Below are 26,340 nucleotides of genomic sequence, written 5' to 3' on the forward strand. Positions count from 1 at the left end.
CCTCAGGTAAGGATATGCACTTTATATTCTCCGAGAACTGTGCCGTCTTCAAGCCTTGAAGGAGCTTCCAGGGCTGCAATATACCTGCCATCAGGCGAGATATCAGCAGATACAGTGATGCCTTCTGTGTTGTAAGTCTGAATGAGCCTGGAACTTGCTCCTCCTCTCTCTGATACGTCAAAAACATACACTCCGTGTCCACTTCTATCCTCAGTTACCAGGTTCTGGGCGAGAGGGATCACAAGGTAACGGTCGTTCAGTGCACATTCTCCGGCGTATCCATCCACTCTCCATTTCCAGAGAAGGTTGCCGTCATAATCATAGGCAAAGATAGTGTTCCCGCTGGGGTGTTCAAATGGAGCATCCTTGTTTTTATCTTTGGAGAAAGTGCTGCCAATTGAAAAGATCAGGGTATCATTGACTATGTAGGCATAGTTCGCACTGCCATAAATGGGCACACCGCTCACAATTATCGGAGTTGAAATGTTCTTCTCCCATGCAATTTCTGGGGTTCCGGTCTCGATGATCTCGGAGTTATTGAACAAAAAGGCCCTGCCGTCACTTGTCATTGTTATCAGCTTTTCTCCGTCAGGAGTAATCTGCGTGCTGTACCAGATTGCCGAATAATCGAAAAATGGTTCAAGTGGCTGGATATGGTAGTTCCAGTGCTCTTGTCCTGTGTTTCCGTTCAGAACATGGACAGTGCCCTCTTTCCATTTATCTGCCTTTGTAAAACTGGTAGTGCCAAAAACAGCGTATTTTCCATCAGGAGTGGCATCAATCCATGCAACCCCAGAGTCCATGAGTTCGGATTCTGGGAATTTCCAGCGCATATTGCCTTCGGAATCAAAGGAATAGATTCTTGCCAGATACTTGTATTTCTCACCGATATAGCCACATGCCCTGCTGGCAGCAACATAGATATTCCCTTCCGAATCAAGTTTTATCTTTTTCGTGGCAGGCATATATTTGAGGTCTGAACCCAGATCCGTGCCTGCACCAAATTTCCAGATTTCGGCGCCGTTAACATCGAAACAATACAGGAAAGCATCCGGACTTTCTTCACCCACAAAAAGGCGTTTTCCATCTTTTGAAAACTCTATGTCTGCAATTCTTGCATCCGCTATCCCTTCAACGAGCTGCTTTTCCCATAGCTTTTCACCTGTTGCAACTTCAATGAGTTTCAGAGAACCTCCATGGGTCCCGATTGCGAGATACTTGCTGTTTGGTGAGAATTTCGTTACACCTCTAATATTTGCATTGGTTTTTTCAATGTTTCCGGGAGTTACATCTTCGAGTTCTATGGTATATTCCTCTTTCAGGGCAGGTTTTGAGGGGGCATATGCTTCAATAGTGCTGGACTCCCCTGAGCCTGTTATCACTTCAAACCTGTACTGGGATTTGGGATTCCAATCAAAGGAGGCAAAGATATTGTCTTCCGTTTCTCCAACTTTCTGAGAAGTTATCTGTTCTTCACCAGAGTAAACCCGTATTTCCGATATTTCTGTCACACTTTGCAGGGTAAGCAGAGCTCCAGCCCTTGAGAAAACTATAGAGTCTATAGGGACTCCTTCTGCAGAACTGCTTATTTCCCGCGTTTCCTGCATCCCTGAATCCGAACTTTCAATCAATGTATTGTTATTGGATTCCTGGCTTTTTTCAGCACATCCCGAAGCCATCAAAATCACAATAAGAAGGACTATCAAAGATTTCCATTTCATTCTCTCACCTGACAATTATTAACCTGTGTTTTCCGGTTATATCCCCATTTTCAAGCTGCACGGGGATTTCGACTGCTGCTATAGTACAGTCTGAAGAGACCGCAGCACTCGCAACCACTCCTTCTGTATTGAATTTCCAGAGCAGTTTTGAATTCCCATTTCCGGGCTTCTGGAAATCGAATACATGGATTCCGTGAACCTGAGTGTTTCCTGATGACGTATCTTTTCCTACTGGCAGGACGAGGTATCTCATATCAGGAGAGCAGAAAATCCCTGCACAACGCCCTCCTAGATTATAGCTCCAGGAGATTTCTCCCGTCTCCACATCACATGATACTAGAGAATTTTCAAGGGGGTGTGCCATAGGGACATTTCTGGGATAATATACAGGAAGAGTGACTCCGGTAAGGTAAACTATTTCGTTTTCAGACACGATTTTAGCGTCTTCTCCGTAAGCATATATGACACTTCCTTCCAGTTCTTCTGGAGTTGTCACATTGGATTGCAATTCTTTGGAGTACCATTCGGATTTCCCATTTCCCGGTTTTTTAATTTTTGAATCATAAAACAGGTACTTTCTTCCGTCCCATGTATATACAGTTATTACGGAACCATCATCTGAAATATCAAGTCCGTGCCAGATAGCTGTAGAAACAAAATAAGGTTTAAGAGGCGGAATTTCGTATTTCCAGCGGAGGTTTCCGGTTTCATCTACAGAGTAGACGACGGCATCAAGTTCAAGGGAATTTGTCCAGTCCCCGGTTGAAAAAACCACATTTTTTCCATCCTGGCTTGAATCAATCCAGTTTACACTCCGAGCATAATTTTCATTTGCCGGCAGTTTCCAGGAAAGTGTACCATCTGAGCTGAACCTGTACACTCTTGAGACCAGCCCGTAACCAGGTTCTTTCCAGTATCTACCTGCTGCGATGTATACGGCATCATCAGCAGCCGTTATTTTGTATATAGAAGGCTGATATTTTGGGTTCTCACTGGTCCCCAGATCGTCGGCGCTTCTATAGCTGTGAATTTCAACCCCTGTGCCTGCATCCATGGAATAAATGTATCCGTCAGCACTCCTTTCTCCTACAAGGAGATACTTACCGTCTTTCGAGAACGAAATGTCTGAAATGTTTCCATTTAAGGTCTTATTCCATAGCGGATTTTTGCCTGGCACATCAACAACTGTCAGGTTTTTCCCTGTCCCGACAGCTAAATACTTTCCGTTCTGGGAATATGCTACACAGTCCTGGATATTCGATCTTCCTTCACTGAGATTTTCCGGCTTTATATCTCCAAGTTCATACTCCCAGTAAAGGTAAGGAGAAACTTTCTCAGAAGAAATTATATTTTCATGGCTCAGGGGATTGCTTGCCTGACCACTCTCACTATTGTCTGTTAGAATCTTTTCATTTTTTGAGATTTCTTCACTACTGTTATTCCCCTCTTCATCAGAGGCTGTGATATGTGAAGATACACATCCTGAACAGACCAGAAAAATAAATGAAAGTATAATTATCAGCACAATACTACCCTTTTTCATTTTCAAACTCCTTTTCAGGCTCATCTTGAGGCTCCTTTGATTGCCTTTTATCATTATCCATATATCTTGAGATCTGAGATACTCAAAATATTCTGATGCTGTGTACTATTGTCTCCAAAACCTGCACTCATTTTTTCAATTTTTATATTTTCAGCGGGACCGCAATATTTCTTATAATCTTCAATGAGATCTCTTTCAACTGTACCCATTGGAATTCCTGAGACTATGATCGATGGGGAAAAACGCCTTCTGTTTTCCTTATCCCGATAATATTCACCTTCGGACTGCGGATTCATGCTCCCTGCTGCAACATAGTAAATGGACCTGTGATCATTGAATGTTATTTTTAACCAGAGACTGAACCTATCCAGATCCTGCCCTTCCCAGTTCCAGGAAATTTTTCCTGGAGAAATGCTCACATTTTTACTCCACACCCCTTCCCCTGTCTGTTCTGGATCCGTTGTATTTAGATACAGTACCCCGTCTTTGCATCTTAGAAGCTCCCCTTCAAAGCTGCAATCCTCAAAATTTTCCTGGTACAGGGATTTTTTCTCGGGCATAATTTGAGAGTAAAATATCAAGCCTGCAAAGCTGATGATGATAATTCCAAATATTATGGTCTTCCTGGAAACCATAATTGACACATAAATCATATAATTAATAAATATTTCGAAAATATACTTTAATGATCACATATAGTATTAAATAAATAATATTTATGACTACTATTTCTGAGCAAGTTTTTATTTGATAATAAATATTCCACTTTCTATTTTCATGTGTAAAAATAATTCTTTATAATGTATTCTTTCATATTCCATTACATTGATAACGAGATATTAATTGTTTTTCTACTGTATTTTATCCTGAATAATCTTATTTACTCTACACTATTCTCGATTTTAAGGTTTCTTTTAACAATATAATCCTTTCATCAAAATAAAAAAGCGCAATTGTTATATATTGCTACAATATTTCTCATTTTTATGGATAATAGTAACAATAAATTCAAAAAATTTATTAATTTTTATATTATTTTTTTTATTTCAATAGCTTTAGTTGCTATCGATCCGGCGAAAAGTGCCATTGACCAGCGAGGTCCTCTCATAAATATTTCAGCCGGAGAGTATGTAATCCTCAATGGAGAAAACTGTCCAGGATTTTACTATTCAACGTCTACCGGCACATATTACGAGTCGCTGGAGCTTTATTTCTCCGAAGACGGGCTTATTGAGACCGGAAATGCAACGTATACTTCAAAAGTCATTTCCGGCTCCACTGGCTTTTTTGGAAAAAAATATAAAGTCTTTGAAGATGGATTGATCACGGAAAATCTGGTTAGCTATGGAAGCCGGGATCTCCAACAGGGGAATGATTACGATCTTGGGAACGGCTATAGACTGGTACTGCTCGGGATAAACGATGAATCTGCTCTTCTTGAACTCCAGAAAGACTTTCTCCCCGTTACCAGCAAATCCGTTGATGAGGGCTCAAAATTTAATTTTACAGCCACAATAAACGGGAATAAGTATGTGATTCTTGAAGGAACTCTAGACAGGGTTTTCAACAGTAAGGATCCGGTTGTAAGTCTTGTAAGCGTAAACCAGTATTCGACTGCACCTATTGAAATCAAAGTTGGGGACCAGTATGGCAATTTTGAGGTCACAGAGGTTACAGATGATAAAATAGAACTGAAAAATAGAGTGCCTATAAGGATGAACCCCGGAGATTACGTAACAATTCTTGAAAATTTGATTGATTTCAGAGTGGCTGATAATGTCTATAAGGCATGTTCTTACAATATGACTAAAGATGTTATTAACTCATATAAGATAAAAGGAGCCTCTTTAACTGTAAACCGCTCGGATTCTTCTCCGGATTCCTGTGTATGGACAGCCGACTCTTTTGGTATGCTTTATTATGATCTTGAAAACGATTTCAGTACTGAAAGACTTGAACTCAACCTTGATGACGAAATAGACTGGATCCCGGAAGGTGGTCTGGTTTATGAATCTTCACCTGTCAGGGTTCCATACAAAAATCCAGAGATGAAGGATTATGGAGAAAATGCTTATAATGGCGGATATTCTGTGCTTGGATGGGATGGGGAGAAGTATGCATATCTTGGAGACAATCAGGGAATTGTAAATATCCTTATGGATGATGATAATGACAGACGTCTCTATTCCGGTGAAGAATGGGATCTTGGAGAAGGGTATACCCTGAGAGTAGATGATATAAAGTCGGATAGAGTCTACCTGACAGTTTTGAGAAATAATGTTGCGGTTTACTCAAGCATAATCTCTCCAGGAAATTCGGCTGATATTGGTACACATACTCTCTTGTATAGAAAAAATGTAAATGGTGTTGAAATCCCCCTATTTTCCGTATATGTGGATAATGTCCTGGAAGGAAGCGGAAACTCATGTGTAAGCCTGAAATATCCTCTACACTTTTCTGAAAGCCCTCTTGAAATAAATGTCGGGGAAACATTCGGCTCACTTACGGTCGTTGAAACTTATCCTAATATCCGGCTTGAAAATAAAAATACTCTTAATTTTGGCTCGGACCTCAAAGTCACAGAAGAAATCCATCTTGGCTCCTTTGAAAAGACGACAGGAGGAAAACTCAGTGTTACCTTTTTCCCCTTCATGAATAAGGTGGAAAAGGTGGATTCTGTTCTTCCTACAACCACCCAGCGGTCTATTCCGGTTATGAGCCTTGAAGAATACCTTATCGGAAACTGAAAGATGTTGAGGTTAAATCATGAGAAACCATAACTTTACTGTCTACCCTTTTACTGCAATAGTCGGGCAGGAAAAAATGAAGAAAGCTCTTATCCTGAACGCTATTAATCCAAAAGTAGGAGGAGTTCTGATTAGAGGTGAAAAAGGTACTGCTAAATCAACGGCAGTCAGAGCTCTAGCCAATCTCCTTCCTGAAATCGAGGTAGTTCAAGGCTGTAAATTCCACTGCAATCCCCATGATATAAGCACAATGTGTGAGGAATGCCTTGAAAAAGTTAAATCAAGAACTCTTAATATTTCTTTTGAGAAAATGAAAGTTATTGATCTGCCTGTAAGCGCTACCGAAGACCGGGTTGTAGGAACTCTTGATATCGAGCATGCAATCAAGAAAGGGGAAAAACGCTTTGAACCCGGGGTACTTGCTTATGCACACAGGGGTATTCTGTATGTAGATGAAATTAATCTTCTGGATGATCATCTTGTAGATGTGCTCCTTGACTCTGCAGCAATGGGAGTAAATACTATTGAAAGAGAAGGGATCTCCTATTCTCACCCTGCGAGTTTTGTGCTTGTAGGCACCATGAACCCTGAAGAAGGGGAACTTCGACCTCAGTTGCTTGATCGTTTCGGTTTATGCGTAGATATAAAGGGAATCAGGGATGTAGCCCAAAGAGTGGAACTCATCAAGTACAGACTTAGCTATGAGGCTGACCCTGAGACTTTTGCAGCAAGCTGGCAGGCTGCAGAGTCTGAACTCCGTGTACAGATTCTTCTGGCGCAGAAATTGCTTTCTGATGTGAAGATCTCGGACAGCATGCTTGAACTGGTCAGTCAGATCTGTGTCGATATGGGGGTAGACGGACATAGAGCGGATATTACGATGATGAAAACCTCAATTACGCTTGCAGCTTTCAATGGGAGGACTGAGGTGCTTGAAGAGGATGTGAAAGAGGCTGCGGAATTAGTCCTCCCACATCGTATGCGCAGAAAACCTTTTGATAACCCTTCCGAAAAGCAGGATAAATTGAATGAGAGTATCGAAAAACAGAGGGAAAAGCAAAAGAAAAACGAACAGAAAAAAAAAGAACATAAAGAACATTCAGAGAAAGCACATACTCAGCCCGAAGAGCAGAAGTCCGATTCCACGCAGGATGTTGCCGGAGAACAACCTGATGCTTCCTCAGAAACAATTTTTGCAACAGGAGAAAGTTATCAAATAAAACAATTGTCACCCGATTTTCGTAGAAATAAGCGAAAAGGATCTGGTCGACGCAGCAAAACTTTGACGAAATCCAAACAGGGCAAGTATATAAAGAGCAAAATTCCCAAGGGAAAAACCACAGATCTTGCTTTTGATGCCACTTTGAGGGCAGCCGCTCCTTATCAGTTTACGCGGGGAAAAAACGGTAATTCCATAATAATTCATGATTCCGATTTCAGAAAGAAGGTCAGAGAGAAAAAGATCGGTAACCTTGTTCTTTTTGTGGTAGATGCCAGCGGTTCCATGGGGGCTCAGCAGCGGATGGTAGCCTCCAAAGGTGCAGTTCTTTCAATGCTGATGGATGCTTACCAGAAACGTGACAAAGTTGGACTTATTGCTTTTAAAGGGGCAGGGGCAGAGCTGATACTGCCGCCAACCTCCAGTGTGGAAATAGCACAAAAATATCTGGAGAAACTTCCGACCGGAGGAAAGACTCCTCTTCCTCATGGGTTAATGAAAGGCTATGAAACCATAAAGGCAGAACTCCGCCGCGATCCAGATACCTGTCCGTTTATGGTTCTTATTTCTGACGGGAAGGCAAATGTCAGTATGTATGGGGAGCCACCCCTCCAGGAAACAAAAAAAATAGCTTCCATGTTCAGAGAGGAATGTATACAATCGGCAGTTATTGATACAGAAAGCAGCATGATTAAGTTCGGGCTTGCCAGGGAAATTTCCAATTCTCTTGGAGCCCGATATCTTGCACTTGAGGACTTAAAGACAGATTCCATAGTTGAAGCTGTTCGGGCTTCAGCCCCATTCGAGTTTTCATTTCCCTCAGGCAGCTTTTCAATTTGAAGGTCTTCCTGCCTGTACTCTTTGATTCTACAGGCTTCCTCGAAGATAATATATCTGTTTTTTTTCAAAATACAACAAAAGCTATATGTCTATCTAAAACCGTAAACCATGCCTATGGATTTCCAGATCTTGGATGCAGATTATGAAGTTATTAATGACAGCAACCCCGTCATCCGCCTCTTTGGCAGAGGGGCGGACGGGAAGAGCGTTTGCTGTTTTGTACCTGATTTTGAGCCTTATTTTTATCTCAAGGCTTCTGGAGACCTTCACGCCGTAGCCAGGCTTATCAAAGATACTTTTGCTCAAGTTAAAAAAGTCGAGATTGTTGAAAAATTCGAGCCCATTGGGTATCAGAAAACAAAAAAAGAGATGCTCAGAGTCACCACCCACCTTCCCAGAGACGTGCCCGAGATAAGGGGCGATATCCTCAAGCTCCAGGAAGTGATGCGGGCTGAGGGCAAATGGGAAGTCTATGAAACTGACATTCTCTTCAGAAATCGTTTTTTAATCGATAAGAACCTTGGAGGTATGGTCTGGTTATCCGCAGAAGGAGACCCGATTGACCCTGTAAAATATTTCCGTAGAAGCACCTCAGGCAGCTCCCGCTGCGAAAATTTCGCATGTGATTCTTCAATCCTTGCATCCGGGTTTAAAAAGGTTGAAAACTTTACAATTGCCCCTCTGAAGTATCTTTCTTTTGACATAGAGTGTCTGCCTCTTGATGGTGGAATGCCTTCCCCGGATGTTTCACCTATAGTTATGATCAGTTTCTCCTTCGAGCCAGAATACAGAGGGCATAAAACGCTTGTGCTTCTGGCAAGACCTGCGGAAGGCATAAATTCTGATGTTCTTCCCTGCAAAGACGAAACTGAGATGCTAAATCGATTTTTCGAAATCTTCTGCGAATACGACCCTGATATTGTAGCAGGCTATAACCATCAGGATTTCGATATTCCTTACATAACGGACAGAGTCCGGGCTCTGGTTGCACAGGGGAAAGCAATAAATCCTGTTGTCGGCAGAGATGGCAGCAAAATAAGCTACAGGCGATTCGGGCTTCTCACCCGTACTGAAATGAAAGGCCGCGTGGTTGTTGATGCGCTTCCTCTTGTAAGAAGAGCTTTCAGTCTCAAGCAATACACCCTGCGTGCGGTCTCAAAGGAACTTTTGAACCGTGAAAAGCTGGACGTACCCCCTCTTGAGATGGAAGAATACTGGTTTGATACAGGGGAAAAATTCAGAAAATTCGTCGATTATGCACGCAGGGATGCCGAACTGGCTCTCGAACTTATCCTTAATTTGAGGCTCCTTGACAAGTATATAGCTCTTGCCCAGGTAAGCGGAAGCCTGCTTCAGGAAATCGTTGATGGCGGTCAGACTTCGATGGTTGAGACCCTGCTTCTCAGAGAGTTCGGGCTCCGCGACCGTGTTCTCCTCCCCAAACCCGATGATGGGGTTTCGGCTGAGCGTTATGAAATGAGTTCCGACCTTAAAGGCGGAGAAGTCCTGGAACCCAAAAAAGGACTTCTGGAAAATGTGCTTCTTCTTGACTACAAGTCCCTTTACCCAACTATAATGATGGCGCATAACCTGTGTTATAGTACAGTAGTTACAGGTGACACACCTGATGGGGCAACTATCAAACCTCCATCAGGAGGGGAGTTCGTGCCTCCTGACGTTTACAAAGGCATCGTGCCTTCTATCCTTGAGGATCTGCTTAACCAGAGATCGCTGACAAAGCAAAGAATGAGAAGTACTTCTGATGAAAACGAGTATCGAGTACTTGATGCTACTCAACTCGCCGTAAAAATTCTACTAAATAGCTTTTACGGTTATTCCGGATATGCCCGGGCAAGGCTCTACAACTTGACGCTTGCAAACGCTGTAACCAGTTTCGGCAGAAGCAATATCCTGAACACCCGGGAAATTATCAACAACACTATAAGAAAAATCGTGCTCAGGAGTGGAGCAGCTCTACTCCTTGACGAAGCTGGAGAACTCTCTCCTCATGATAAGGTAGTTGAGTTGTCGGTTGCCTACGGAGATACGGATAGTGTTTTTGTCCACTGTCAATCCACAATGGATCTCTCGCTTGAGGAGGTTAGCCTTGTAGGTAACAGGCTTTCAGATATCGTTTCTGCTTCCCTGCCTGACCCAATGGAGCTTGAGTTTGAATCCATTGCGAAACGTGCTCTCCTTATAGCAAAGAAACGCTATGCTCTCTGGCTCTTTGAACCCAGGAACTCTGGTTGGGAAGATAAGATTAAGGTCAAAGGCATGGAAACAGTCCGAAGAGACTGGTGCGAACTGACCTCGGTAACCCTCAACAGGGTTCTTGAGCTTGTGCTTATAGAAGGTAATGTCGACCGGGCTGTAGAGCATGTCCGCAAGGTGGTTAACAATGTCAGGAACCTTGACCCTGCAAAAGACTCCGAGATTATCGAAAGCCTTATTCTCACACGCACCCTTACCCGGAAATCGGAGAGTTACAAGAACAAGCAGCCTCACCTTACAGTCGCGGAGAAGCTGAAGGAACGGACCGGTGTCATGCCTTCGATAGGAACCAGGATACCTTTTGTCATTACTGCCGGAAAAGGGCTATTTGTAGATAGGGCTGAAGACCCGGACTATGTCAGGGAACACAATATCCCGATAGATGTCGATTACTATATTAAGAAACAGATACTCCCCCCTGTAGAACGTATCCTGGAAGTTTTCGGGGTTAAGCTTTCTTCACTTGACTTTGATTCCAAGCAAAAAGGACTATTTGACTTTGAAGCTAAGAAACCTGAAGTAAAGAAGCAGGAAAAGCCTCGTCCCAAAAAGGAAAATAATGAGAAGCCTAAGGAGCAAAATTTATTTAAGGAGAATGGGCGTGCAGAACAGAGCTCCCTTTTCGATTTTTGAGCCTGCTACATTTCCTGTTCCTAGTTTTTTAAAAATAGCTTGAACTTTCCTGATCATTTATATTTTAATTATCTAAACATTTGGCACGATCCTTAATTTTTTACCTCCGTTCCCAGCTTTCTCAGACTTTGAATTCTTTGAGAGTTCCTTCTAAGGTTTTAACCTGTTTCCTGCCTGTCACTGGATTTTTATGCCGCAGTTTCTTCACGCAATTTTTTCCTTTTGTCTATATTTTATATTGTACACATATATTACACAACTTTATTCTATATTTCTGAGCTGTATATACCTCTCTATAACATATAAGGCGAATCTTTATATATTTCTCTCTTTTATTGTGAATTGTAATGGTACCAGGTTAGTTAGATTTAAATTACTGACTCATCACTTCCAGGTGGAGTACCCCAAAATGGTAAACAGATTAAAAAGTTACATAATCTTTACATTATTTGTGCTCGGATTTGTTTTTCTAGGAGCTGGCTGTATTGGAAACGAAAGCAGTAAAGATTCTGCGAAGGAAACATCCTCAGGGAGAGCGGGATCACAGGAAATTTCTCTGAAAGGCTCCGATACGGTTTTGCCTCTTGCACAGGCTGAAGCTGAAGAATTCATGAATGAAAACCCCGGTAAAAGTGTGACAGTGACCGGCGGCGGATCCGGTGTTGGAATTACAGCGCTTATTGACGGTGAGGTGGATATCGCTACTGCATCCAGAGAGATGAGAAACGAAGAAGTAGAATATGCCAGAGTAAACGGAATCAACCCTGTAGAACATGCTATTGCTTATGATGGAATCTCAGTAATTGTAAACCCGCAAAATCCTGTTTCTGAACTTACCTTTGGTCAATTACGCGGCATTTATAACGGAAGCGTAACAAACTGGAAGGAGGTAGGCGGTGAGGATAGACCTATTGTAGCCATCTCCAGAGATAGCAGTTCCGGAACTTACGAGTATTTCAAAGAAGAAGTTCTGCTTGGGGATGAATTCCGCCCTGATGCGCTTACACAACCGGCTACAGGAGTAATCATAGGTGAGGTCTCTCAAAACCCTAATGCAGTCGGATACATAGGCGTTGCGTATCTTGATAAAAGCGTAAAGGGCTTAAACCTGGATGGAGGGAACGGCTCTGTGCCTCCAACTCCTGAGAATATTATCAGTGGCGCATACCCACTTTCAAGGCCTCTGTATTTCTACACTAATGGAGAACCTTCTGGACTCACAAAGGAATTTATTGATTTTGTGATGAGCGAGAAGGGACAGAACCTGATAAGTGAGGTAGGATACTTCCCGATAAATCGGTAAAGTCTGAAAAGGGACATTTTCAGGAGAAATTATGCTTAGCAGGAATTATAGAGAAAAAGGGATTGAATCTGTGCTTTTCATAATAAGCACCCTTACGGTCGCAATCCTTTTTCTCATATGCTTATTTCTATTCAGGGATGGTTTACTTCTTTTTAAAGAAACATCTCTTCTTAATTTTCTCACAGGCAAATTCTGGTACCCAACATCTGTAAACGAGCAATTCGGGCTGGTGCCTCTATTTCTGGGCTCCCTTCTTGTGACTTTCGGAGCAATTTTATTTTCAGTTCCTCTGGGAATTGCTTCTGCGATATATATCTCTGAGATTGCACACCCGAAAGTTGCTGATTTTCTAAAGCCTTTTATTGAGATTCTGGCAGGTATTCCTTCTGTTGTTTATGGCTTCTTCGGACTTGTTGTGCTGGTCCCTCTTATGCAGGAAACTCTTAATTTGCCTACTGGTCAGACTGCGCTTACAGGCTCCATTATGCTGGGAATTATGGCGCTTCCCACAATTGTCACCATATCAGAAGATGCAATAAGTTCGGTCCCCAGCACTCTAAAGCAGGGTTCGCTTGCACTTGGGGCTACAAGATGGCAGACCATATATAAGGTCATAATTCCTGCAGCTATTTCCGGAATCTCAGCAGCAGTAATGCTTGGTGTGGGAAGGGCTATTGGAGAGACAATGGTTGTTCTGATGGTAACCGGGAATGCTGCAATAATTCCTTCTTTTCCGGGAGGATTTCTTGATCCTGTGAGAACAATGACCGCCACAATAGCGCTTGAGATGGGGGAAGTCCCTCAAGGAAGTGATCACTTCCATTCCCTCTTCGCTGTTGGGTCTGTACTTTTCATTATTACTCTTCTGGTTAATCTGGTTGCGGATTCTATAAAAAAGAAATACCAGTTTAAGTTGGGGTGATCATGGGTTTGAACTCAAATACAAATGAAAAAATTGCCTTTTCCCTGTTAATTCTGGCTACGTTAATAGTGACAGGTTTCGTGCTGGTTATCCTTGCTTATATTATCTTAAATGGGTATGGGGCAATTAGTATCGAGTTCCTTACACAAATGCCTAACAGAATGATGACTGCGGGTGGGATCTTTCCAGCAATTGTAGGCACCATAGCCCTGATAATAGGCTCCATGCTTGTAGCTCTTCCTCTGGGAGTTATGGCTGCTATATACCTGAATGAATATGCAGGAGAATCCCGCACCACCTGGTTAATCGAAATGGCAATCAACAACCTTGCAGGAACTCCCTCGGTGGTCTTCGGGCTTTTCGGGCTTGCACTGTTTGTGAAATATTTTGATTTTGGTCCTTCCATACTCTCGGCTTCTCTTACGCTTGCACTCCTGATTCTACCGGTAATTATCCGTGCTTCTGAGGAAGCTTTGCTTGCAGTTCCTAATGAATATCGGGAGTCGTCCCTTGCTCTTGGGGTGAGTAAATGGCAGACAATAAGGTATGTAGTACTGCCAGCTGCCATACCCGGAGTTGTTACAGGGTCGGTGTTGAGCATAGGAAGGGTTGCAGGAGAAACCGCACCTATTCTTTTTACAGGAGCTGCTTATTTTCTGCCAAGGATGCCTGATTCAATCTATTCTCAGTTTATGGCGCTTCCTTACCACCTTTTCGTGCTTGCAACTGCCGGGACAAACATCTCAGAAACCAGATCTATCCAGTACGGAACAGCTCTGGTTCTATTAATTATCGTGCTGGGGATAAACCTTGTAGCCGTTGTGATTCGCAGGCATTACAGAAATAAACTGAAAATTTAATTAGAGTTTCATTATAATATATCAGGTCTTATATGACAATGAGGTCCCTAAATGACTGAAGCTGTTCAAAACGTATCTCAACCTCAGATAGAAGCAGAGAATCTTAATCTGTGGTACGGGGAGAAGCAGGTGCTTAAAAATATTTCCATGCAGATCCCCAGAAACAGCGTAACTGCCCTTATAGGCCCTTCAGGCAGCGGCAAATCCACTTTCATCCGCTGCTTAAACAGGATGAACGATCTTATTAAGAACTGCAGGGTCGAAGGTAAAATATTGATAGAAGGCAAGGATATTTACGGTCCAGATGTGGATGTTGTTGAGCTTCGAAAAAACGTGGGCATGGTTTTCCAGAAGCCCAACCCTTTTCCCATGTCGATTTATGACAATGTTGCTTACGGGCCCCGTATACATGGTGCAAACAGGAAAGATCTGGACGGCATTGTTGAGCAGGCTCTTCGTTCGGCTGCAATCTGGGAAGAAACTTCGGACAGGCTTAAATCTCCTGCGCTCTCCCTCAGTGGTGGGCAGCAGCAAAGGCTCTGCATTGCCAGAACCCTGGCAGTAAAACCCAGAACAATTCTTTTCGATGAACCCACAAGCGCTCTTGACCCCATCTCCACTGCAAGGATTGAAGACCTGATTATGAACCTTAAAAAGGATTATACCATAGTAATTGTAACTCATAATATGCAACAGGCAGCGAGGATATCGGATTATACAGGATTTTTCCTTTCGGGGGAACTGATTGAGTTCGACCAGACTAGGCAAATTTTCCATAATCCTCAAGAAAAGAGTACTGAAGATTACATTACTGGCAGGTTTGGGTGATTGGAATGGTTCGTGAACGATACTTAGAACAGCTGGATTTACTCAAAGAATCTGTACTCTCGCTTGGAGAAATGGTTAAACTGATTTTCAGAGATTCTATGACTTCGGTTATAGACCTTGATATCGAGCTTGCCAGAAAGACCCTTGCCCTTGAGCCAGAGGTAGATAGATTTGAGGAAGAAATTGAGGCTTCTATTTTCGATCTGCTTGCCCTTCAACAGCCCATGGCTAGTGATCTGCGGCTTGTTGTATCTACTCTCAAGACCACAGCGGACCTCCGGCGGATTGTGGGATTATCAATAAATATTGCAAAAATCCCCGGAAGAATAGAAGGCGAGCATGTAAAGCCCCTTATAGATACGAGGAAAATGGCAGACATTGCCGGATTTATGCTTGAGAATTCCCTGAAAGCTTTTGAGACCCAGGATGTCGAACTTGCAAGAGCTACAGCAGCGAGGGATGAAGAGGTCGATAAGTTATTTTATGCGGTCTGGGTCGAGCTGATAGAAATGATGGCGAAAGATACGAGTATTATTTCCAGAGCCACAAATTTGCTTTTCCTGATTCGTTATCTGGAAAGAATTGCAGACCACTGCTGCAATATGTGTGAAAACGTGGTCTATCTCGCTACGGCTGAGAGAGTTAAACTGAATTAAGTAGTTTCTACCCTTTTTTCTTTTTTGCTTCTTGCTTCTATCTTTTCTTTCGTTTTTTTGATACTGAAATTTCAGTTCGTTTTTTGCTTTAGCTTTCGGACAGTATTCTCATGCTTTCGATTACTTTTTTCTCCTATACACTTTTGACCTTTTTTTCTCACCATTTCCTGTTTTCTCTGATGTACAGGTTTTAAGTACATTTATAAGCATATAGACGCCCATGCCTGATATTCTTATCAAAAATACACGCATCTACTACAATAATTCGCTTCAGCCTGCTGAGATCATTATTGAAGATGGTAAAGTTACCAGGATAGGAAAAGATCTCAGAGTCTCGAGTTCGGATACAATAATAGACGCAGGTGGCGCTCTTACCCTGCCTGCCGGGATTGATGTGCATGTCCACTTTAGGGAACCCGGAATGACTTTAAAGGAAAACTGGTATACGGGCTCCTGTGCAGCAGCTGCCGGAGGAATTACCACTGTTATTGACCAGCCCAATACAGTGCCTCCCACTACCGATAGGCGGGCTTTCGAACAAAAACTTAAGCTTGCCAGGAGAAAGTCTATTGTTGATTTCGGGATTAATGGTGGAGTAACAGGCAATATCGAGAAATTAAAAGAACTCTGGAAGCTGGGAGCCACGGCTTTTGGGGAAATCTTCATGGCCGAGTCCACAGGCGGACTAAATATTAATGAGGAAACCTTTGAGGAGGCACTTGCCGAAATCAAACGCCTCAATGCACTTGCGACTATCCATGCGGAAGACGAGGAAATGCGTATTGAGCTAGAAGAGCTGTTAAAAGGCGATACTTCCTACGAGTATCATTCAAGGGTGCGTCCCAATGCGTGTGAGGCGGTTGCGGTTCAAGAAGCTCTTGAACTTGTTTCCAGATTGAAAATCAGAGCGCACATTTGCCATATTAGCACCCTTGAAGCTACAGGTATGGTACGGAAGGAAAAATATCTTGCAAGAAGGGAAAATAAAGAACCTCTTTTTACCTGTGAGGTTACTCCTCATCACCTTTTCCTGTCTACGCGAGACTGGGAAAGGCTAAGGTCTTTTGGGAAAATGAACCCGCCTCTCCGTGGAAGCCACAGCATTAAAGCTCTGGTAAACGGGATTAATGACGGGACTATTGACATGGTAGCTTCGGATCATGCTCCGCATCTGGAGTCCGAAAAAGATGTTGATATAAGAGTTGCTCCCTCGGGTGTGCCCGGAGTTGAGACCCTTATGCCTCTAATGCTTGCCGCCGTCCGAAAAAATATTTTACCAATTTCAAGGATGATCCTGCTTACAAGCTGGAATCCTGCAAGAGTCTTCGGGCTGGATCGCAAATTCAAGGGTAGGCTTGATGTAGGTTTTGACGCAGATTTGATTATTGTGAATCCCCGCGAGCTTCGCCCTATAAAGGCTGAGTTCCTGCATAGTAAAGCGGGTTGGACTCCTTTTGAAGGCATGGACGGGATTTTTCCAGAGTACACTCTCTCGAGGGGTGAGATAATCTGGAGTGAGGAGTCGATCAACGCAAAACCTGGAAGAGGCAACTTCCTGGAAGGTAGAGGAAAGAGGTCAGAAGAGGACGAAGAAGATCTTGACCAGGCTGATGAATCCCAGGAATGAAGAAAAAGAGCTTTGACAAAGAATGCCTTGATAAAGAGAATGTCTTGATAAAGAGAATGTCTTGACAAAAAGGTTTTGGGAAGGTTTTAGCAAAGCACGGAAAAACTGAAAGCCAGCTTCCAGGAAAGTTTAAAAACACTATAAGTATCTTAAAATAAAGTTATAATATCCTGAACCTGGCTTTTCTTCTTTCTAAATACTATTTAACCTTGCTTTTCTTATTCATTAATAATATTCAACTGAGTCAAACTGGGACTGTAAAAGTTCTTGATGCTTTTTTTCGAGGAACTTGTAAACTGCCCCATGGGTGGCTCCATCGAGCAGCATCCTTATTGCTGTTCGGATTATAGTGTTTTGCTCCGGGTGCCCAAGTATGGATACGGTTTTTCCGTATACCGAGATTTTAACGTTTATAAGGGTTTCTGCAAGTTCTCTGGTTCTTCCGTTTCTTCCTATTATCCTGCCTTTTATGCGCTGCAGTTCTTTTGGTGTTGTAGCTACATCGGAAAGGTCGATGACCTCAAGCATAAGCATGTCGTCATCCAGAAGTTCGAGAGCTTTTTCAGGATTGAAGCCCCTTCCTATCGCCTTGAGAGTTTCGAGAACCCTGAATTCTTTCAATGGGTCTTCTTCACAGGTGATGTCTATCTTTCCAATTCCGCTGTCGATCTCCAGCTGGCATGCGGTTTTATCCTCGATAAACTTTTTTGTTTCTCCTTTCGGACCTATTATTACTCCGACTCTTTCTTTGGGGATTTTGACATACTGAGTCATATCATTCCGCCTGTATTTTTTTGAGTAGCTCTTCAGGTTTGTCCTTTATCCCATAGCGGCTGAAGAACCTGAGTATATTTTGTACATCCCTGTAAAGGAACTCCTGGGAGTTTGGATGCTCCAAGGTTACTGATTGCCCCATATCAATGAATATGGGGGTCAGGTCTTTCGGGTCGATCAGGATATTGTATTCGCTCAAATCGGCATGTACTAGATTTGCTTTTTTATAGAGAAGACGCATGTATTCGACCACAGTGTCAAAAATAAGCTTTGCTTCATCGCCTTCAAGATACGTGTTTTTGAGGAGTGGGTAAGGTATCTCTTTTTCTCCCATAAATTCCATGATAAGAATATTCTTTTCAGCAAGCACAGGCTCCGGAACCCGTACTCCTGCACTTTTCGCACGCTTCAGATTCTGAAGCTCTTTGCGTGTCCATGCAAAAATGATGTCTCGCTTATTGTTTCGAATGTTTGTGAAACGAGGGTCCTTCATAATATAGGCGTCCATAGCCTTGAAGGTGCTGCTGGCAATCCTGTATATTTTTACAGCCAGCTCTTTATCCGGGCCTTCGGCATAAAATACATTTGCTTCCTTTCCGGTACTGATTGCTCCGCCCATCGCCTTTATTATGCCTTTGTTAGAGAGGGTATAAAGAATCTTAAGGGTAGGTATATCAAATACGTTTTCTTCTACTTTTAGCCGTTCAGAATCTTTCTCCCTGACCCTGGACTTATCTTTAGCGCGATCAATGCGCTTTATTTTCTTTTCCTGATCCATTCCCATATTATCCTTTCAGGTATCCTTTCTTCTCAAGCCAGTCTACCTGCGGCCTTGTGTATTTCCAGATCACATCGGCTTTTTCGTTCTGGAATTCCCAGGGCACGACAATAACAACATCTCCTTCTCGAATCCAGGTTTTTTTCTTCATCGAACCCGGAATCCTTCCCATACGAACGACCCCATCCATGCAACGAAGCCTCAGACGGTTTGCACCCAGAAGACTTTCAACAGTTGCCAGGATCTCGTTATTTTCCCTGCGCGGTATGCGTACTCTTGTAACGGCTTCTTCCGTATCCGGTTTGGATGTAGGTTTCTTTAAGTCTGCCAGTTTGATACCTCATTTTTATGTAATTTATATTTATTATTTTACTTTTTATAGGAAGAAGCGTAAAACCACTAGGTCTTTAGCCTAGTGGATGTAAGCGTCAACTTAACCTTGGTTCCTGATGTATGCCTCAGCTATTTCCTTACTAACATTTCCTATAGTTGAGGCAAAATACCCATCACTCCACAAAGTCTTTTCTCCCCAATAATATCTTTTAAGATAGTTGCCTTGACTTTTCCATAACCTATTTGTAGTCTCTTGTTTCAGTTTTCTAACTATAGATACAACTGAAACTTTAGGCTCACTCTTAATTAACATGTGGATATGATCTTTGTCAGTTTCCATTTCCAGTATTTCAAAGTCAGACTCTTTTTCAATATCGTGAATAGTCTGTTTAAGTTCTGCGTTAAGTGGTTCTAATATCTTTTTCCTGTACTTGCAAACAAAAATAACATGGTACATAAGCAAAAACTTACTGTGATTCTTGTGCTCATACTCCATATTTACCAAAAACTATATATGTTGGTAAAGCATATAATACCATGTATGATGAAAGCGTTCAAGTTTAGACTATATCCGACAGAAGCCCAAGCTGGTAAACTTAATCAGCACATAGGTAGCTGCCGCTTTGTCTATAACTGGGCACTCAGTCAGAAAATTAAAACATATGAACAAACTGGAAAGTCTATTTCTAGGTTTGACTTAAACAAATTAATTCCAGCTTTAAAAACCTCTAATGAATGGTTAGGTGAGGTAAACTCTCAATCATTACAGGGAATGACTAAACAAGTAGAGTCCGCTTTCACTAGATTCTTTAGAGAAAAGAACGGATTCCCTAAATTTAAGTCTAAAAAGAATCCTATACAGTCTTTCCCAGTACCTCAGCACTATAGTGTTGATTTTGAAAACAACACTGTTAAGCTTCCTAAAATTGGAGAGATTAAAGCAGTTCTGCACAGACACTTTGAAGGTGAGTTGAAAACAGCAACCGTTTCAAAGACTTGTAAAGGAGATTACTACATTAGTATCCTTGTTGAAGATGGAAAAGAACTTCCAGTAAAGGAAACTTTCACAGAATCAACAACAGTAGGAATTGATGTAGGTATCAAAGACTTTGCTGTCCTTTCAACAGGAGAAACGGTTGAGAATCCAAAGTACTTGAAAAACTCTCTTAAAAGGCTCAAAGTATTACAGAAAAGAGTATCAAGGAAACAGAAAGGCTCTAAGAACAGAGCAAAAGCTAAACGAAGACTTGCTGTACTCTATGACAAAATAACAAATCAGAGAAATGACTTCCAGAACAAACTCTCTTTTAGACTTGTTAGCGAAAACCAAGCTGTAGCTCTGGAAACTCTAAATGTTAAAGGCATGGTTAAGAATCATCATTTAGCACAGGCTATAAGTGATTCTGCATGGAGTAGTTTTGTAACAAAGTTGGAATATAAGGCTCAATGGTTTGGGAAAACTGTTCTGAGAATAGGACAATTTGAACCCTCTTCTAAGCTCTGTAGTGTGTGTGGATACCACAATAAAGAGCTTCAATTGAAAGATAGAGAATGGACTTGCCCAGATTGTAAAACAAAGCATGATAGGGACATTAACGCCGCTATCAACATTAAGAAATTCGCTCTCATAGATCAAAACCTAATAGGGGTTTGAAACCTATTCAACACCTGCGGAACGCGGGGAAGAGCCTGTTGACTTGCTTTCAGTAGAAAGGGGAATGAAACAGGAAGCCACTGAGTCTTTAGCTCAGTGGTAGTTCACTTTATACCCTTAAATCCCTTATATATCGTTTTTCCAAGTTTTAAGGTTATTCGTCCTGCAGCCTTCAACTTTCTGTTATTATTTTAATGCTGCGCTTTTCTGCTTTCTTTTACTCTCTTCTTATTATTATTTTTTTCTAAGTAATTGGACAGGCGACAAGTATATATATTTTATATTCCTTTGTATGTTTCACGCGCAAGACAGGCGTGAACCGCTCTTGAAATTGTAATTCTAGAGTGAAGTTCAGGGTTATAGCAAAACAGATTTTCAACAATTGTTAAGTTTGTTTTTAATGAATTTTCCTGAACAAAAAGATTTATATATTAAAACTGATGTATATGTCTTCCTGTTCCAGTACGAATTTGATTGTGCTGGAAGATTTTCTCATAGTCTTTCGGTTTAAATTTCTTCTTAATCTGAGAGGGAATGATTATCTTTAAATACTATGAGTGCATATCTATAACTTCCTGCATGAAAAATGCAGCAATTACTATTCATTAATAATGGAGTCAGGAGTTATTTCCTGTCTGACGAGGATTTTGTCGGTTCGGTTAATTCTGGGCGGTGAGAGTTTTTCATAAAACGAATCATCGCGAAACTGAAATAACTGAATTGATAGTTGTTAGTGCAAGTTTCTGCGACCAAGACCTTTAATTTTAAGTGTGCGATACATTAACAATTCTGGTTGATCCTGCCAGAGGTTACTGCTATCGGTGTTCGCCTAAGCCATGCGAGTCATATGTTCTTCGTGAACATGGCGTACTGCTCAGTAACACGTGGATAACCTGCCCTTGGGTCTGGGATAACCCCGGGAAACTGGGGATAATACCGGATAACGCATATATGCTGGAATGCTTTATGCGTAAAATGGATTCGTCTGCCCAAGGATGGGTCTGCGGCCTATCAGGTAGTAGTGGGTGTAATGTACCTACTAGCCTACAACGGGTACGGGTTGTGAGAGCAAGAGCCCGGAGATGGATTCTGAGACATGAATCCAGGCCCTACGGGGCGCAGCAGGCGCGAAAACTTTACAATGCGGGAAACCGTGATAAGGGGACACCGAGTGCCAGCATCATATGCTGGCTGTCCAGATGTGTAAAATACATCTGTTAGCAAGGGCCGGGCAAGACCGGTGCCAGCCGCCGCGGTAACACCGGCGGCCCGAGTGGTGATCGTGATTATTGGGTCTAAAGGGTCCGTAGCCGGTTTGGTCAGTCCTCCGGGAAATCTGATGGCTCAACCATTAGGCTTTCGGGGGATACTGCCAGGCTTGGAACCGGGAGAGGTAAGAGGTACTACAGGGGTAGGAGTGAAATCTTGTAATCCCTGTGAGACCACCTGTGGCGAAGGCGTCTTACCAGAACGGGTTCGACGGTGAGGGACGAAAGCTGGGGGCACGAACCGGATTAGATACCCGGGTAGTCCCAGCCGTAAACGATGCTCGCTAGGTGTCAGGCATGGCGCGACCGTGTCTGGTGCCGCAGGGAAGCCGTGAAGCGAGCCACCTGGGAAGTACGGCCGCAAGGCTGAAACTTAAAGGAATTGGCGGGGGAGCACAACAACGGGTGGAGCCTGCGGTTTAATTGGACTCAACGCCGGACAACTCACCGGGGACGACAGCAATATGTAGGCCAGGCTGAAGACCTTGCCTGAATCGCTGAGAGGAGGTGCATGGCCGTCGCCAGTTCGTACTGTGAAGCATCCTGTTAAGTCAGGCAACGAGCGAGACCCGTGCCCACTGTTACCAGCATGTCCTCCGGGACGATGGGTACTCTGTGGGGACCGCCGATGTTAAATCGGAGGAAGGTGCGGGCCACGGTAGGTCAGTATGCCCCGAATTTCCCGGGCTACACGCGGGCTACAATGAATGGGACAATGGGTCCCTACCCTGAAAAGGGCTGGTAATCTCCCAAACCCATCCGTAGTTCGGATCGAGGGCTGTAACTCGCCCTCGTGAAGCTGGAATCCGTAGTAATCGCGTTTCAATATAGCGCGGTGAATACGTCCCTGCTCCTTGCACACACCGCCCGTCAAACCACCCGAGTGAGGTATGGGTGAGGGCACGAACTCTGTGTCGTGTTCGAACCTGTGCTTTGCAAGGGGGGTTAAGTCGTAACAAGGTAGCCGTAGGGGAATCTGCGGCTGGATCACCTCCTAAGCATAAAAAACCCACCACCCAGATGCCGATAAACCGAAACAAAATCCTCAAACCATTAAGGTTAGCTATTCAATAGCTAATCATCATCAAACTCATCAAATGCACTCGGGAAGTAAATTTCCGGGGAAGGACGGATTGCCTGTGTTGACACGCAGGTACATGAAGTCATGTATAGGTGCTGTATACTGGACGCTTACTGGACCTGGTTAGGATATACAGGAAATATGCTATCAGGTGGATGGCTCGGCTCAAGAGCTGATGAAGGACGTGCCAAGCTGCGATAAGCCCGGGGTAGGCGCAAGGAGCCAATGAACCCGGGATCTCCGAATGGGACCTCTCCATAGTGATCAGTAATGATCGGGAACGCTCCGAATTGAAACATCTCAGTAGGAGCAGGAAAAGAAATCAAACGAGATGCCGTAAGTAACGGCGAGTGAAACCGGCACAGTTCAAACCGAATCCCCTTAGGGGAAATGTGGTGTTGAAGGGCTGTTCAAACGTCTGGCGGCTAAACAGAACTTGCCTGAAACGGCAGACCATAGAGTGTGACAGTCACGTATGTGTAAACCAAAAGACCGGAACATGTCCCTGAGTACCGTGCGTTGGATATCGCGCGGGAATCTGGGGGGCACCAACCTCCAAAACTAAATACTACTTGAGACCGATAGCGAAATAGTAGGGTGACCGAACGCTGAAAAGTACCCCGAGAAGGGAGGTGCAAAGTGCCTGAAACCTGATAGTGATGGAACGATACGGCATGAAAGGATCTTTGGTACGAAGGAAACACTCGCGAGGGTGCTGTACGAGTATCACTGCCAGTGTCGTATCTTACGTTTTGAAGAACGGGCCAGGGAGTGTGTCTTGGTGGCAATGGCTAACCTTATATTTGGGCAGCCGAAGCGAAAGCAACATGTGCGCAACTCTTCTGAGCGAGGCACGACGTATACAAGTGCGTGGAGTCACCGGGACACGACCCGAAGCCGGGTGATCTAGGCGTGGGCAGGTTGAAGCGTGGCGAAAGCTACGTGGAGGACCGCAAGCGGTGTTGATCTGCAAATCATTCGCGTGACCTGCGTCTCGTAGTGAAATGCTAATCTAACCCGGCATCAGCTGGTTCCTTCCGAAACATGTCGCAGCATGACCTGACTGGAGATCGTCTGTGGAGTAGAGCACTGATTGGCGGTTCCGGGGGGGAAACCCCTCGCCCGCTTGTCAAACTCCAAACCCACCGTCGTCTGAGAAAGTCGGAGTCCGGACTGCTGGGGTAAGCTTGTAGTCCGTAAGGGAGACAACCCAGCCCGTGGTTAAGGTCCCCAAGTGTCGACTAAGTGTTAACACTAAAGGGCGTCCCAAGCCCAAGACAGCTGGAAGGTTAGCTTAGAAGCAGCTATCCTTCAAAGAGTGCGTAACAGCTCACCAGTCGAGGTTTGGGGCCCCGAAAATTGACGGGGCTCAAGTCGACCACCGATACCACGGAGTACCGCAAGGTAATCTTGTAGGAAGGCGTTGCGTTCGGACAGAAGCAGGGCTGTGAAGTCCTGTGGACCGTTCGCAAACGAAAATCCTGGTAATAGTAGCAGCATAGAAGGGTGAGAATCCCTTCCGCCGAAGGGGCCAGGTTTCCTCGGCAATGTTCGTCAGCCGAGGGTTAGTCGGTCCTAAGACGTACCGTAACTCGAGTACGCCAAAAGGGAAACAGGTTAATATTCCTGTACCATTTAGCACTCATGTCTGACGTCTCAGGGCAGGCCGAGCGGAGTCGTCGCTCCGTCTAAGCAGCGAAACCCGTGGAGAGCCGTAATGGCGAGAAGCGGGTGAATCTGTTATGGCTAAAGTCGGTTACACCCAGGGACCCGTGAAAAGGCCGCTAAATGTCCGTACCGAGAACTGACACAGGTGCCCCTGGCTGAAAAGGCCAAGGCGTGTCGGAGTAATTCAGTTAAGGGAATTCGGCAAATTAGCTCCGTAACTTCGGGAGAAGGAGTGCCTGCTGTGAAGACAGCAGGTCGCAGTGACCAGGGGGCTCCAACTGTCTAATACCAACATAGGAGATTGCAAACCTGTAAAGGCTAGTACAATCTCTGAATCCTGCTCAGTGCAGGTACCTGAAACCCCGGTTCAACGGGAAGAAGGGCCTGTAAACAGCGGGGGTAACTATGACCCTCTTAAGGTAGCGTAGTACCTTGTCGCTTAATTGGCGACTTGCATGAATGGATCAATGAGAGCCCTACTGTCCCTAACTGGAATCCGGTGAAGCTTACATTCTAGTGCACAGTCTAGAGACCTCTAGGGGGAAGTGAAGACCCCGTGGAGCTTTACTGCAGCCTGTCGCTGGGTTGTGGTTCTGGATGTACAGAGTAGGTAGGAGGCGTCGAAGCGGTTGCGCCAGCATCCGTGGAGCCATCAATGGGACACTACCCTTCTGGGACCGCGACCCTAACTCTGAGAAGAGGACCCCGATAGGTGGGCAGTTTGCCTGGGGCGGGACGCCCTTGAAAAGATATCAAGGGCGCGCAATGGTTGACTCAAGTGGGTCGGAAACTCACTGAAGAGTGCAAGAGCATAAGTCAGCCTGACGTTATTCAGCACAGTAGTGGATGACGAGACGAAAGTCGGTTCTAGCGAACTTTTGTGCCTCCTTGGTGGGGGCCAAAAATGACAGAAAAGTTACCCCGGGGATAATTGAGTCGTTGCCGGCAAGAGTACATATCGACCCGGCAGCTTGCTACCTCGATGTCGGTTCTTTCCATCCTGGCCGTGCAGCATCGGCCAAGGGTGAGGTTGTTCGCCTATTAAAGGAGATCGTGAGCTGGGTTTAGACCGTCGTGAGACAGGTCGGTTACTATCTACTAGAGGTGTCTGAGGTCTGCGGGTAAGCTGCTTTTAGTACGAGAGGAACCAAGCAGCGGCGCCACTGGTGTACCGGTTGTTCGACAGGGCATTGCCGGGCAGCTACGCGCTAAGGAATAAGAGCTGAATGCATCTAAGCTCGAAATCTGACCTAAAACGAGACCTCATTAAGGATTCCGGTAAAAGACCGGTTTGATAGAAACGGGATGTAAGCACCAAGGCAACGAGGTGTTCAGTCCGCGTTTACTAACCATCCGTTCCTTTCCTAATCCGGTTCAGGCGAAATCCAGTCTGCAGCACCATACATGACTTAATCATTAGTTTGTCTTTGGCTATAGACAAATTTCCTCAATCCCATTTATAGGAGAGTGTGGCGGCCATAGCGGCAGGGTCACTCCTGTACCCATCCCGAACACAGCAGATAAGCCTGCCCGCGTTCCTGACTGTACTGAAGTGCGCGAGCCTTCGGGAACTCTGGATCGCTGCCATGCTCACCCTATCATTCTAATCTT

17 protein-coding genes and 3 rRNA genes are annotated in these 26,340 nt (G+C 44.1%); 13 read left to right on the forward strand and 7 right to left on the reverse strand.

Translation table 11 applies throughout. The annotated features are described in order from the left end of the window. Positions 1-2: 2 nt before the first annotated feature. Genes AOB57_RS09945 through AOB57_RS09955 form a run of 3 tightly spaced genes read right to left on the reverse strand, consistent with a single transcriptional unit; the run spans position 3 to position 3,899 of the window. Positions 3-1,721, reverse strand: coding sequence for a WD40 repeat domain-containing protein (locus AOB57_RS09945; protein ID WP_054298428.1), 1,719 nt, complete (start codon positions 1,719-1,721; stop codon positions 3-5). A 4-nt stretch (positions 1,722-1,725) separates the two neighbouring features. Further along, positions 1,726-3,264, reverse strand: coding sequence for a WD40 repeat domain-containing protein (locus AOB57_RS09950; RefSeq protein ID WP_054298443.1), 1,539 nt, complete (start codon positions 3,262-3,264; stop codon positions 1,726-1,728). 53 nt (positions 3,265-3,317) lie between these two features. Further along, a complete protein-coding gene (locus tag AOB57_RS09955) occupies positions 3,318-3,899 on the reverse strand; it encodes a hypothetical protein (protein ID WP_054298429.1) in 582 nt (193 codons plus the stop codon). A 351-nt stretch (positions 3,900-4,250) separates the two neighbouring features. On the opposite strand from AOB57_RS09955, the gene AOB57_RS09960 reads away from it, so the two are divergent. From AOB57_RS09960 to AOB57_RS10000, 9 genes are all read left to right on the forward strand, one after another. Continuing rightward, positions 4,251-6,011: an S-layer protein domain-containing protein gene (locus AOB57_RS09960; protein WP_054298430.1), complete on the forward strand. Its 1,761-nt coding sequence runs from the start codon at positions 4,251-4,253 to the stop codon at positions 6,009-6,011. Positions 6,012-6,030: 19 nt separating this feature from the next. Continuing rightward, on the forward strand, positions 6,031-8,070 hold the full coding sequence (locus tag AOB57_RS09965) for a putative cobaltochelatase (RefSeq protein ID WP_054298431.1): 2,040 nt from the start codon (positions 6,031-6,033) through the stop codon (positions 8,068-8,070). A 108-nt stretch (positions 8,071-8,178) separates the two neighbouring features. Beyond that, positions 8,179-10,977: a DNA-directed DNA polymerase gene (locus AOB57_RS09970; RefSeq protein WP_054298432.1), complete on the forward strand. Its 2,799-nt coding sequence runs from the start codon at positions 8,179-8,181 to the stop codon at positions 10,975-10,977. A gap of 409 nt (positions 10,978-11,386) precedes the next feature. Continuing rightward, positions 11,387-12,280, forward strand: a complete 894-nt coding sequence (locus AOB57_RS09975; RefSeq protein WP_054298433.1) for a PstS family phosphate ABC transporter substrate-binding protein — start codon at positions 11,387-11,389, stop codon at positions 12,278-12,280. A gap of 31 nt (positions 12,281-12,311) precedes the next feature. Then, complete coding sequence (gene pstC, locus AOB57_RS09980; RefSeq protein WP_054298434.1) at positions 12,312-13,202, forward strand: phosphate ABC transporter permease subunit PstC; 891 nt, start codon at positions 12,312-12,314, stop codon at positions 13,200-13,202. Between the two features lie 2 nt (positions 13,203-13,204). Beyond that, the gene (gene pstA, locus AOB57_RS09985) at positions 13,205-14,062 is read left to right on the forward strand and encodes a phosphate ABC transporter permease PstA (protein ID WP_193726263.1); all 858 of its coding nucleotides are present in this window, start codon (positions 13,205-13,207) and stop codon (positions 14,060-14,062) included. A gap of 51 nt (positions 14,063-14,113) precedes the next feature. Next, on the forward strand, positions 14,114-14,890 hold the full coding sequence (gene pstB, locus AOB57_RS09990; protein ID WP_054298435.1) for a phosphate ABC transporter ATP-binding protein PstB: 777 nt from the start codon (positions 14,114-14,116) through the stop codon (positions 14,888-14,890). A 5-nt stretch (positions 14,891-14,895) separates the two neighbouring features. Continuing rightward, entirely contained in the window at positions 14,896-15,546 is a 651-nt protein-coding gene (gene phoU, locus AOB57_RS09995) for a phosphate signaling complex protein PhoU (RefSeq protein WP_054298445.1), read from the forward strand. A gap of 220 nt (positions 15,547-15,766) precedes the next feature. Beyond that, positions 15,767-17,173 (forward strand): dihydroorotase, encoded by a 1,407-nt coding sequence (locus tag AOB57_RS10000; protein ID WP_054298436.1) that lies wholly within the window; start codon positions 15,767-15,769, stop codon positions 17,171-17,173. A 225-nt stretch (positions 17,174-17,398) separates the two neighbouring features. On the opposite strand, the gene AOB57_RS10005 is transcribed toward AOB57_RS10000, so the two are convergent. The 4 genes from AOB57_RS10005 to tnpA form a co-directional block, all read right to left on the reverse strand. Further along, on the reverse strand, positions 17,399-17,947 hold the full coding sequence (locus tag AOB57_RS10005; RefSeq protein WP_054298437.1) for a KH domain-containing protein: 549 nt from the start codon (positions 17,945-17,947) through the stop codon (positions 17,399-17,401). A 1-nt stretch (position 17,948) separates the two neighbouring features. Further along, positions 17,949-18,731, reverse strand: a complete 783-nt coding sequence (locus tag AOB57_RS10010; RefSeq protein ID WP_054298438.1) for a serine protein kinase RIO — start codon at positions 18,729-18,731, stop codon at positions 17,949-17,951. A gap of 1 nt (position 18,732) precedes the next feature. Next, positions 18,733-19,062, reverse strand: a complete 330-nt coding sequence (gene eif1A / locus AOB57_RS10015) for a translation initiation factor eIF-1A (protein ID WP_054298439.1) — start codon at positions 19,060-19,062, stop codon at positions 18,733-18,735. Positions 19,063-19,158: 96 nt separating this feature from the next. After that, entirely contained in the window at positions 19,159-19,554 is a 396-nt protein-coding gene (gene tnpA / locus AOB57_RS10020) for an IS200/IS605 family transposase (protein WP_054297573.1), read from the reverse strand. Between the two features lie 45 nt (positions 19,555-19,599). Here tnpA and tnpB point away from each other — a divergent pair, with 45 nt between their 5' ends. From tnpB to rrf, 4 genes are all read left to right on the forward strand, one after another. Then, positions 19,600-20,712, forward strand: a complete 1,113-nt coding sequence (tnpB, locus tag AOB57_RS10025) for an IS200/IS605 family element RNA-guided endonuclease TnpB (RefSeq protein ID WP_054297574.1) — start codon at positions 19,600-19,602, stop codon at positions 20,710-20,712. 786 nt (positions 20,713-21,498) lie between these two features. Further along, a 16S ribosomal RNA gene (locus tag AOB57_RS10030) occupies positions 21,499-22,976 on the forward strand. 212 nt (positions 22,977-23,188) lie between these two features. Further along, positions 23,189-26,097: ribosomal RNA gene (locus tag AOB57_RS10035) — 23S ribosomal RNA — on the forward strand. A 100-nt stretch (positions 26,098-26,197) separates the two neighbouring features. Next, positions 26,198-26,319, forward strand: a 5S ribosomal RNA gene (gene rrf, locus AOB57_RS10040). The 16S, 23S and 5S rRNA genes sit together here, the layout of an rRNA operon. Positions 26,320-26,340: the final 21 nt, after the last annotated feature.

This window comes from Methanosarcina flavescens, assembly GCF_001304615.2.
Taxonomy (GTDB): Archaea; Halobacteriota; Methanosarcinia; order Methanosarcinales; family Methanosarcinaceae; genus Methanosarcina; species Methanosarcina flavescens.